Source organism: Streptomyces flavusporus, from assembly GCF_046267975.1.
Taxonomy (GTDB): domain Bacteria; phylum Actinomycetota; class Actinomycetes; order Streptomycetales; family Streptomycetaceae; genus Streptomyces; species Streptomyces flavusporus.
In genome coordinates, this window is the sequence record NZ_CP176503.1 from 1,212,646 (window position 1) to 1,221,988 (window position 9,343).

Here is a 9,343-nt window from a genome sequence, read left to right on the forward strand (position 1 = left end):
TCCAATGCCCAGTTCTGCTCAATTAATCAGTGAGCCAGATAAGATGCGGTCATGGAGCTCCGGCATGTCCGTTACTTCCTCGCGCTCGCCGAGGAACGCCACTTCAGCCGCGCCGCCGAGCGCCTGCACGTGGTGCAGTCGGCCCTCTCCCAACAGATCAAGCAGTTGGAGAAGGAGCTCGGGACGACGCTGTTCACGCGGTCGACCAGGCGCGTCGAACTCACCGAGGCCGGCCGGCACCTGGTCACGTACGCGCGGTCGATCCTGGCCGAGGTGACACGAGCGGAAGATCAGATGTCCCTGCTCGCCACCGGCCAGGCCGGCCGCGTGTCCATCGGGTTCGTCGGAACCGCCACGTATGACGTCCTGCCGCGGATCGCCCGTACGGTACGGGCGCAGCTCCCGGACATCGCGCTGGAACTGCACGGTGAGCTGCTGAACCCCGAACTCGTCGAAGGCCTGCTCGACGGCACCTACGACCTCGCGTTGCTGCGGACCGACGCTCCGGTGGGCGCCGACTTCGAGGTCACCGCGCTCCGGTCCGAACGACTGGTTGCCGTCCTGCCCACCGGCCATCCGCTGGCCGGCCGCCGCACGGTCCCCCTGGCGGCACTCGCCGGCGAACCGTTCGTCGTCCACCCGTCCCGGAGCCGTTCCTCCATGCACGACCGGGTGCTCGACGCGTGCGCTCGCGCCGGGTTCGAGCCCGCACCCCTGATCGAGGTCGGCGAGACCTCGACCCTGGTCGTCTTCGTCGCGGCCGGACACGGGGTCGCCCTGGTCCCGGAGTCGGTCCAGAGCCTCCGCCTCGACGGTGTCACCTACGCCCCGCTCACCGAAACCGAAACCGTCCAACTGGGACTCGCACGCCGAGCAGGCCGGAACTCACCGGCCACCGAACGGGTCGCGACAGTGGTCGAGCGGTGCATGCGATGACCTTGCCCGAACCCGGTTCACCTCATGTGCGCCCACGCACTCAGCATGCTCCCGGCCAGGCCGACAGGAAGACCCGACGCGCAGCCCGTCCCGCCACTACGCGTAAACCGCCACACCCCGCCGCCACGAGATCGTGCCGATGACGGCATGCTCAACCTCGAAGCCCGAATGCGACCCACGCGAAAAAGGGCCCCCGCAGGCTCCCGCCTGCGAAGACCCTTCGCACCGTCGGGACGACAGGATTTGAACCTGCGACCCCTTGACCCCCAGTCAAGTGCGCTACCAAGCTGCGCCACGTCCCGATGCGCTCCGTTGCGGTGAACCGCGTGATCGCGCGGGAAGTACTTTACCTCACGTACCCGGGCGCGCCGAAGGGGCACCGGAGGCTGGACAATCGTCGTATGGGCAGCACATCGGAAGGCAGCCGACCGGTCGCGGCACGGGACCGGGACAGCGAGGGCCGGGCGCGCAACGCGCGGCCGCGGGACGGGCTCGGGCGCCCGTTGCCGTACGGCGCCGACGGCGTGGCACGGCAGCCGGAGGGGGTCGTACGGACGCCGGAGGAGACCGTCGCCGAGGCGCAGGCGCTGCTGGACGAGGGGAAGCCGTTCCACGCACACGAGGTGTTCGAGGACGCCTGGAAGTCGGGGCCCGAGCAGGAGCGCACACTGTGGCGCGGGCTCGCTCAGCTCGCCGTGGGGCTCACCCACTCGGCCCGGGGCAACGCGACGGGCGGTGCACGGCTGCTGCGGCGCGGGGCGGGCGCGGTCGAGGAGTGGGCGGCGCGGGCCGGGCGGCAGCGGCCGTACGGCATGGATGTGGCGGGGCTGGCCGGCTGGGCGCGGGAGCTGGCCGGGGCCGTCGAGGGCGGGGCCGCGGTGGATGCCGGGGAGCGGGCGCCGCGTCTGCGGGGATCGTGATCGTCCGGGCGGTGCACCCACTGTCAGTGGCGTGCGGCAGACTCTGGGTGTGCGAAAGATTCATGTCATCGGTATCGGCGCGGGCGACCCCGACCAGCTGACCCTGCAGGCGGTCCGGGCGCTGCGGAGCACGGACGTGTTCTTCCTCCTCGACAAGGGCGAGGTGAAGTCGGACCTCACACAACTGCGCCGGGACATGCTCGACACGCACATACCGGAGCGGACGTACCGCCTGGTGGAGGCGCGCGACCCGGAGCGGGACCGCAGCGCGGGCGGCGCGGCGTACTCACCGGCCGTCGACGACTGGCGCAGTGCCCGCGCCGACATCTACGAGCGGCTCATCGTCGAGGAGCTGGGCGAGGAGGAGAGCGGCGCGTTCCTGGTGTGGGGCGATCCCGCGCTGTACGACAGCACGCTGGGCATCCTGGAGGAGGTCCTCCTGCGCGGCACGGTGGCCTTCGAGTACGACGTCGTGCCGGGCATCAGCAGTGTCTCGGCCCTGGTCGCCCGTCATCGCACGGGCCTCAACCGGGTCGCCCGGCCGGTGCAGATCACCACGGGCCGGCGGCTCGCCGAGGGCTTCCCGGAGGGCGTGGACGACGTGGTGGTCATGCTGGACGCCCGGCAGACCTTCCGGCAGTACGCCGACCAGGACATCGACATCTACTGGGGCGCGTACCTCGGCACACCGGACGAGATCCTCGCCTCCGGACCGATCGCCGAGGCGGCACCGCGCATCGAGCGGTTGCGGGCCGAGGCACGGGAGCGCAAGGGCTGGATCATGGACACGTACCTGTTGCGGCGCAACCCGAAGGGCCGCTAGGGCCTGCGGTCTGCACCTCGGCGGACCGCGCCCGCCGATGTCGCGGCGTCTTTCTTGCGCTGCCCGCTGGCGTCGCGTCGGTTGCCGGACACCGGAGCGTCATACCGGGCGGGCACGTTTCAGCCGTCCCCACCTGCCTCGCCTGCATCCGTCCGCCCCGCACCCACGGGCCGCGATGCGAAAGGACGACGTACGCCGTGTCCCTGCTCCGGCCCGCGGCCGCGCTCCCCACGCCGCTCCCCGCCGCCCCCGTCCGCTCCCCCGCCGCCGAACGCCTCTCGCGCCTCGCCCGCCATGCGCTCGTCCTGCTCCCGCTCCTGCTGATCGGGGCGTGGGCGGTGGTGGACTGGCGCACCGTACGCGACGGCGCCGCCCGCCTGGCATCCGCCGACCCCGGATGGCTGCTCGCCGCCCTGTTCTTCACCTGTATGGGCTGGGTGGCCGCCGCGCTGGTCCGGCAAGGCGCCATCCCCGAACGCCTCCCGCCGGGACTGCTGCTGGCCTCGCAGTTCGCCGCCGGCGCCGCCAACCACGTTCTCCCCGCCAGCATCGGCGCCCACGCCGTCACCCTGCGTTTCCTGCAGAGCCAGGGGATATCCCTCGCCCGGGGCACCGCGTCGCTCGCCCTGTACTCGCTGGTCAAGCCGGTCGCGAAGACGGTGGTGCTGCTCGTCTTCCTGGTGGCCTTCCCGGACATGCTGCATCTCGGCGCGCTGGTCCCGGACGACCGCACGCTGCTCCTGGTCGCCCTCGGCGTGGCGGTCGCGCTCGCCGTGGCCGCCACGCTGCTGGCGGCCGTACGCATGCTGCGCACACCTGCCCTCGGCTTCCTGCGCACCGCCCTGACCGACGCACGGATCCTGCACACCCGGCCCAGCCGCGTCCTCGCCCTCTGGGGCGGGGCGGCCGCCACTCCGCTGCTGCAGGGGAGCGTGATCGCCACGGTGGGGTTCTCGCTCGGGCTGCCGTTGTCCTGGACGCAGGTGGTCTTCGCGCTGCTCATCGCGAGTACCGCGGTCGGGGCCGTACCGGCGCCCGGCGGGATCGGCCCCGTGGACGCGGCGCTGGTGTTCACCATGGCCGCGTTCGGCGCGCCTGTGGGCCTGGCCACGGCGACGATCATCGGCTACCGCGTGGTGACGGTGTGGGTGCCGCTGCTGCCGGGGGCGCTGGTGCTCTCCGCCCTGGTCCACCGCAAGGGGTTGTGACCCGAGGTCAGTCGAGTCCGAGCGCCGCGATGGCCTCGGGGGCGTCGGGTACGACGGTCACGCCGTCCGGCAGTGGCGGGCGTCGTACGACCACCACGGGCAGGCCGAGTTCACGGGCCGCCGTGAGCTTGGCCGCCGTGGCCGCTCCTCCGCTGTCCTTCGTGACCAGCACGTCGATCCGGTGCTCACGCAGCAACGCCGACTCGCCGGCCGGCGTGAACGGGCCGCGGGCCAGCACCAGTTCCACGTCCGGCGGCATCGGCGGCTCGGGCGGTTCCACGCTCCGTACGACGAAGTGCAGCTCCGTCAGGTGAGCGAAGGCGGCGAGCCCCAGACGTCCGGTGGTGAGGAAGACCCGGTGGCCGAGCCGTGGCAGCAGATCGGCGGCATCGCGCAGTGCGGCGGCCGGATGCCAGTCGTCGCCCGGCCCGGGCCGCCAGCCCGGTCGGCGCAGCACCACGGCGGGCACTCCGGTCAGGGCCGCGGCCCGTGCCGTGTTCGCCGTGATCGTCTCGGCGAAGGGGTGGGTGGCGTCGACGACGGCGGCCACGTCATGGGCCCGCAGCCAGTCGGCCAGCCCCTGCGCGCCGCCGAATCCCCCGACCCGGACCTCTCCCGCGACCGCGCCCGGCCGGGTCACCCGCCCCGCCAGCGAGGTCGTGACCCGCACGCCCGGGCGTGCCGCCAGCTCGGCGGCCAGTTCGCGGGCCTCGGTGGTGCCGCCGAGGACCAGGACGTGACGGGACATGCGTCGAGCGTACGGGGCAGGTCGCCGCCCGCTACGCGCAGGACCGTCCCGAGTGGCTATCGTCCGGACATGGACTCAGTGCATGCCGTCCTCATCGACATCGACGGCGTCCTCACCGTCTCCTGGCAGCCGCTGCCGGGTGCGGTCGAGGCGCTCCGGGAGATCCGGGACGCCGGGCTCGCCGTCGCCCTGGTGACCAACACGACGTCCCGTACCCGCGCCTCGATCGCCGGGACACTGGCGGACGCGGGGTTCCCGGTGGCCGCCGAGGACATCCTCACCGCCCCCGCCGTGACCGCCGCGCACCTCGCCGAACACCTGCCCGGCGCCCGCTGTGCGCTGCTGAATCACGGTGACATCGAGGAGGACCTCACCGGGGTGACCGTCGTCGACTTCGCCGACCCCGGCACCGTCCCGGACGTCGTCATCGTCGGCGGCGCCGGACCCGAGTTCGGGTACGAGGCACTGAACCGGGCCTTCGGGCATCTGCAACGCGGGGCACGGTTGGTGGCCATGCACCGCAACCTGTACTGGCGTACGGACGAAGGACTGCAACTGGATTCCGGGGCGTTTCTCACGGGGCTGGAGGCGGCGGCCCGTACCGAGGCCGAGGTGACCGGAAAACCGTCGCGCGCCTTCTTCGAGGCGGCTCTGGCACACCTGGGGGCCGGGGCGGAGGAGGCGGTGTTGGTGGGGGACGACATCGAGTCCGACGTCCTCGCGGCCCAGCGGGCCGGGATCACCGGGGTGCTGGTACGGACGGGCAAGTACCTGCCGGAGACCCATGAGGCCGCGAGCGGCAGGCCCGACCATGTGCTCGACTCCTTCGCGGATCTGCCCGCGCTGCTGGGTCTAACGCAGTAGCAGCTGCACGCCACCGACCACCGTTGCCGCGATCACCAGCTGCTCGAACAGCCGCTGGTTGATCCGGTTCACGGCCCATCTGCCGATCAACGCCCCGGGCACGACGAACACCACGAGCGCGGCGTCCAGCAGCAGCGAGCGGCCGTCGATCAGGCCGAGGCCTGCGCTGAAGGGCACCTTGGACACGTTGACGATCAGGAAGAAGAACGCCGACGTCCCCAGGAAGCCCAGCTTCCGGAAGCCCGCCGACAGCAGGTACATGGACATCACCGGGCCGCCCGCGTTGGCGACCATGGTGGTGAAGCCGCCGAGGACCCCGTACGAACGGGCCTTGATCCGGCCCGCCCGGCTGGTCACCGACTCCGGCTCCTCCTCCGCTGCCCGAGCCGTACGCCGACGCCACACCGTCACGCCCGCCATCATCAGCAGGATCGCACCGATCGAGGTCCGTACGATCTCGTCGTCGGCCCACACCAGGAACAGCGTGCCGACGACCACGCCGGCCGCGACCGCCGGGAACAGCCGCCACAGCGTGGGCCAGTGGGCGTGCCGCCGGTAGGTGAGCACCGCAAGCACGTCCCCGGCGATGAGGACCGGCAGGAGCACTCCGGTGGAGGCGCGGGCGGGCAGGACCGCCGCGAAGACGGCGAGGCTGACCGTGTTGGCCCCGCTCACGGCGGTCTTGGAGAAGCCGACGAGAAGCGCCGCAAAGGCGAGCGCGGCGAATTCCCAGCCGGTGATGTGCCACAACGTCATCGTGTTCATGCGGACACCGATGCTATGTGCAACTAACCGGTGCCCGTAAGGAGCGTCTCGCCTTTTGGCACCCGACGCTGAACTGGGCGCCGCCGGCCCGGCCCTGGCTACGCCCGTTCGACGAGCACCGCGCTCCCCTGCCCCACCCCGACGCACATCGTCGCCAGCCCCCGAGCCGCGCCCGTGCGCCGCATCCGGTGCAGCAGCGTCGTGAGAATGCGTGCGCCCGAGCAGCCCAGCGGGTGGCCGAGGGCGATCGCACCGCCGCTCGGGTTGACCAGGTCGGCGTCGATGCCCAGCCGGTCGACGCAGGCGAGGGCCTGGGCCGCGAACGCCTCGTTGAACTCGGCCTCCTCGATGTCCGCGACGCTCCAGTGGGCGCGGGCCAGCGCCTTCTGCGTGGCAGGGACCGGTCCGATGCCCATCACGTCCGGATGGACACCGGCCGAGGCGCCGGCGACATAGCGGCCCAGCGACTCCAGTCCCAGCTCGTCGAGGGCCTCCTCGCCGACCAGGAGCAGTCCGGCGGCACCGTCGTTCATCGGGGACGCGTTGCCCGCCGTGACGGTGCCGCCCTCGCGGAAGACCGGCTTCAGACGGGAGAGTTTCTCGTACGAGGTGTCCTCACGGATGCACTCGTCGCCGTCCACCACCACGCCGTCCGGCCGCTCCACCGGCAGGAGTTCGTCGTCGAAGTGGCCGTTCTTGCGGGCCAGGGCGGCAAGTCGGTGACTGCGGAGCGCGAACTCGTCCTGGCGCTCGCGCGAGATCCCGTACCGCTCGGCGACCTCCTCCGCGGTCTCCCCCATGGACAGCAGGCCGTGCAGGTCCTTCATCGCCGGGTTGACCAGGCGCCAGCCGAGCCGGGTGTCGGCGGTCTCGATGCGGTGCGGCAGGGCCTCGTCGGGGCGGGGCAGGACGAAGGGGGCGCGGCTCATCGACTCGGAGCCGCCCGCGAGCACGATGTCGGCCTCGCCGGCGGCGATGGTGCGGGCGGCGGCGGTGACGGCCTCGAGGCCGGAGGCGCACAGCCGATTCACGGTGGCGCCGGGGACGGACTCGGGGAGGCCGGCGAGCAGTGCGGCCATGCGGGCGACGTTGCGGTTGTCCTCGCCCGCCTGGTTGGCGGCGCCCCAGTAGACGTCGTCGATGCGGGCCGGGTCGAGGGCGGGCAGGTCGGCGACGAGTGCGCGGATCACGGTCGCGGCGAGGTCGTCGGGCCGTACCGAGGAGAGGGCTCCGCGCAGCTTGCCGATGGGGGTGCGGCGGGCGGCCGCGAAGTGGACGGGACGCACGAGAGGACTCCTGACCGACCTCGCTGGGTGAGCCGGCCGGATGACCGACCCCACATTAATTAGCGCTGCTAGTTTTTGACTATAGACCGCCGACCGCCACCCTGGGAAGATCTCCGGGGACCGCGCCGACCCAGCCGGAGGAGACCCGGAGGAGACATGGCCGACGCCCGCGAGCACGTCCTCACCGGAACCCGCGACGAGATCACCGTCCGCGAGTGGCCCCACCCGGAGCCGCGGTACGTGGCCCTGGTGGCGCACGGCTACGGCGAGCACATCGGCCGGTACGAGGAGCTGGCCGGCGTCCTGGTGCGGCACCGGGCGGCCGTGTTCGGGCCCGATCACATCGGGCACGGGAAGTCGGCGGGTGAGCGCGTGGTGATCGAGGATTTCGAGGACGTCGTCACCGATCTGCACGCGGTGGCCGAGCTGGCCGGGTCCACACACCCCGTGGCGCCGGTCGTTCTGATCGGCCACTCCATGGGCGGCCTGATCGCCGCCCGCTACGCACAGCGCCATGGCACGGAGCTCGCCGCGCTCGTCCTGTCCGGACCGGTGATCGGCATCTGGGACACGCCGGGCCGGCTGCTCGCCCACGACGAGATCCCCGAGATCCCGATCAACCCGGCGGCCCTGTCCCGCGATCCGGCCGTCGGCGCGGCCTACGCCGCCGATCCGCTGGTCTGGCACGGGCCGATGAAGCGGCCGACGCTGGAGGCGTTCGCCCGGACCTTGGAGGACGTCGCCGAGGGCGGCGACGTCGGCGGGCTGCCGCTGCTGTGGCTGCACGGCACGGAGGACCGGCTGGTCCCGCTCGCTGGGAGCCGCGTCGGTGTCGAGCGGCTGAGCGGCGGCGCGCTGACCGAGCGGATCTTTCCGGGCGCGCGCCACGAGGTCTTCCACGAGACCGACCGGGCCGAGGCGTTCGCCGAGGTGACCCGCTTCGTGGACCGGGTGCTCGCAGACTGAGACACGCCGCGTTTGCACCGGTTCGCCATGGGCACCCGCCGCCGCATGGAGTGGTTGCGGCGAGCGGCCTGCGCGGGTGAGGACCCCGAACTGTTCTTCCCCGTGGGCACGACGGGCCCCGCGCTCCGGGACATCGCGGCCGCCAAACGCGTCTGCGCCCGCTGCGCGGTGATCAGCCAGTGTCTGCGCTACGCACTGAGCACCGGGCAGACCTCCGGCGTGTGGGGCGGGACCGGCGAGCACGAACGCGCCGCGCTGCTCCGTGCACCCAGGACAGCCAGAGACGACATGGGAGGGAGAGACGCACCATGACCGTCGTCAAGAGCACACTGCCCGACGACGCGCGCCGGATCGCCTGCGACGCGCTTCAGGAGACCTTGGTCGACCTGCTCGGGCTGTCACTGACCGGGAAGCAGGCCCACTGGAACATCGTGGGGCCACGGTTCCGCTCGATCCACTTCCAGCTCGACGAGGTGGTCTCGGCCGCGCGCGGTTTCGCCGACACGGTGGCGGAGCGCGCCGCGGCGCTCGGCGTCCCGCCGGACGGCCGCCCCGAGACCATCGCCGCGGCCTTCGCGCTGCCCAGCCCCAAGGACGGCTGGCTGCGCGACACGGAGGTCGTCCAGACGATGGTGGAGGCGCTGGAGGCGGCGATCGGCCGGCTGCGTCAGCGCATCGAGGCGACCGAGAAGCCGGATCCGGTGACGCAGGACCTGTTCCTCGGCATCACCGCCGAGCTGGAGAAGCAGCGGTGGATGTTCGAGGCGGAGAACTTCCCGCGCGACTGACTCCCCGCCGCACGCTACCCACGGAAGGGACGGTCGATG

At 72.3% G+C, this 9,343-nt stretch carries 11 protein-coding genes and 1 tRNA gene; 8 read left to right on the plus strand and 4 right to left on the minus strand.

The genetic code is table 11. The annotated features are described in order from the left end of the window. Positions 1-51 precede the first annotated feature (51 nt). On the plus strand, positions 52-936 hold the full coding sequence (locus ACKTSN_RS06105; RefSeq protein ID WP_409468141.1) for a LysR family transcriptional regulator: 885 nt from the start codon (positions 52-54) through the stop codon (positions 934-936). A 228-nt stretch (positions 937-1,164) separates the two neighbouring features. Here ACKTSN_RS06105 and ACKTSN_RS06110 read toward each other — a convergent pair. After that, positions 1,165-1,238, minus strand: a tRNA-Pro gene (locus tag ACKTSN_RS06110). A gap of 99 nt (positions 1,239-1,337) precedes the next feature. Between ACKTSN_RS06110 and ACKTSN_RS06115 the strand changes: the two genes are divergently transcribed. From ACKTSN_RS06115 to ACKTSN_RS06125, 3 genes are all read left to right on the plus strand, one after another. Continuing rightward, positions 1,338-1,856 (plus strand): DUF309 domain-containing protein, encoded by a 519-nt coding sequence (locus tag ACKTSN_RS06115; RefSeq protein ID WP_409468142.1) that lies wholly within the window; start codon positions 1,338-1,340, stop codon positions 1,854-1,856. A gap of 49 nt (positions 1,857-1,905) precedes the next feature. Then, complete coding sequence (cobF, locus tag ACKTSN_RS06120; protein WP_409468143.1) at positions 1,906-2,679, plus strand: precorrin-6A synthase (deacetylating); 774 nt, start codon at positions 1,906-1,908, stop codon at positions 2,677-2,679. 197 nt (positions 2,680-2,876) lie between these two features. Then, positions 2,877-3,887 (plus strand): lysylphosphatidylglycerol synthase transmembrane domain-containing protein, encoded by a 1,011-nt coding sequence (locus tag ACKTSN_RS06125; protein ID WP_409468144.1) that lies wholly within the window; start codon positions 2,877-2,879, stop codon positions 3,885-3,887. A 7-nt stretch (positions 3,888-3,894) separates the two neighbouring features. On the opposite strand, the gene ACKTSN_RS06130 is transcribed toward ACKTSN_RS06125, so the two are convergent. Then, positions 3,895-4,635, minus strand: coding sequence for a cobalt-precorrin-6A reductase (locus ACKTSN_RS06130; RefSeq protein WP_409468145.1), 741 nt, complete (start codon positions 4,633-4,635; stop codon positions 3,895-3,897). A gap of 69 nt (positions 4,636-4,704) precedes the next feature. On the opposite strand from ACKTSN_RS06130, the gene ACKTSN_RS06135 reads away from it, so the two are divergent. Then, on the plus strand, positions 4,705-5,499 hold the full coding sequence (locus ACKTSN_RS06135; protein ID WP_409468146.1) for a TIGR01458 family HAD-type hydrolase: 795 nt from the start codon (positions 4,705-4,707) through the stop codon (positions 5,497-5,499). On the opposite strand, the gene ACKTSN_RS06140 is transcribed toward ACKTSN_RS06135, so the two are convergent. Further along, positions 5,488-6,264, minus strand: a complete 777-nt coding sequence (locus ACKTSN_RS06140) for a sulfite exporter TauE/SafE family protein (protein WP_409468147.1) — start codon at positions 6,262-6,264, stop codon at positions 5,488-5,490. The genes ACKTSN_RS06135 and ACKTSN_RS06140 overlap by 12 nt on opposite strands. 98 nt (positions 6,265-6,362) lie before the next feature. Beyond that, positions 6,363-7,550, minus strand: a complete 1,188-nt coding sequence (locus ACKTSN_RS06145) for a thiolase family protein (protein ID WP_409468148.1) — start codon at positions 7,548-7,550, stop codon at positions 6,363-6,365. Between the two features lie 156 nt (positions 7,551-7,706). Here ACKTSN_RS06145 and ACKTSN_RS06150 point away from each other — a divergent pair, with 156 nt between their 5' ends. Genes ACKTSN_RS06150 through ACKTSN_RS06160 form a run of 3 tightly spaced genes read left to right on the plus strand, consistent with a single transcriptional unit; the run spans position 7,707 to position 9,304 of the window. Further along, complete coding sequence (locus ACKTSN_RS06150; RefSeq protein ID WP_409468149.1) at positions 7,707-8,516, plus strand: alpha/beta hydrolase; 810 nt, start codon at positions 7,707-7,709, stop codon at positions 8,514-8,516. A 27-nt stretch (positions 8,517-8,543) separates the two neighbouring features. Continuing rightward, positions 8,544-8,828 (plus strand): WhiB family transcriptional regulator, encoded by a 285-nt coding sequence (locus tag ACKTSN_RS06155; RefSeq protein WP_409468150.1) that lies wholly within the window; start codon positions 8,544-8,546, stop codon positions 8,826-8,828. Beyond that, positions 8,825-9,304 (plus strand): Dps family protein, encoded by a 480-nt coding sequence (locus tag ACKTSN_RS06160; protein WP_409468151.1) that lies wholly within the window; start codon positions 8,825-8,827, stop codon positions 9,302-9,304. The genes ACKTSN_RS06155 and ACKTSN_RS06160 overlap by 4 nt, the downstream gene beginning before the upstream one ends. The last annotated feature ends 39 nt before the right edge of the window (positions 9,305-9,343 follow it).